The organism is Mitsuaria sp. TWR114, assembly GCF_007997345.1.
Genome location: NZ_VOSR01000245.1, coordinates 1 through 663, shown reverse-complemented (window position 1 = coordinate 663; position 663 = coordinate 1). Strand labels below are relative to the sequence as shown.

The following is a 663-nucleotide window of genomic DNA, read 5'->3' as shown; positions in this document are numbered from 1 at the left end:
CAACAGCTGCCCGGGCTGGACGATGCTGGACAACAACCCGGCCACGATCGACATCGTCGCGGACGGCACGCGGCTCTACCAGCTGCACAACACCGGCGCGATCTGGCGCTCCACCGGCGCGGCCTGCTCCGGCAACAGCTGCCCCGGCTGGACCCAGCTGGACAACAACCCGCATGCCAAGGCGCTGGCCGCGGCGGGCGGCCAGCTGTACCAGCGGCATGACACCGGCGCGATCTGGCGTTCGACCGGCGTGGCCTGCACCGGCAACAGCTGCCCCGGCTGGACGATGCTGGACAACAACCCGGCGGCGCGCGAGATCGCGGCCAATGTCGGCGGGCTGTTCCAGCGCCATGCGGACGGCAAGATCTGGCGCTTCACCGGCCAGGTGTGTTCCGGCAACAGCTGCCCGGGCTGGACGATGCTCGACAACAACGGCGCGACCGTGCAGATCGAGGCGGCCACCAGCGGGCTCTACCAGCGCCATGGCAATGGCCGCATCTGGCGCTCGACGGGCGCGGCCTGCTCCGGCAACAGCTGCCCGGGCTGGGTGATGCTGGACAACAATCCGGCGACCAGCACCATCGTGACGGCCCAGCCATGAGGGCCCGGTCACCGCGTCTGTCGCGCCTGCGCATGCCGGCGTGCATCGCCGCCGCCCTGATG

The 663-nt window shown here is 70.7% G+C and carries 1 pseudogene; it reads left to right on the top strand.

Annotation, left to right across the window (positions count from 1 at the left end):
• A pseudogene (locus tag FUT87_RS10690) lies at positions 1-601 on the top strand (hypothetical protein); the annotation flags it as partial.
• Positions 602-663 lie beyond the last annotated feature (62 nt).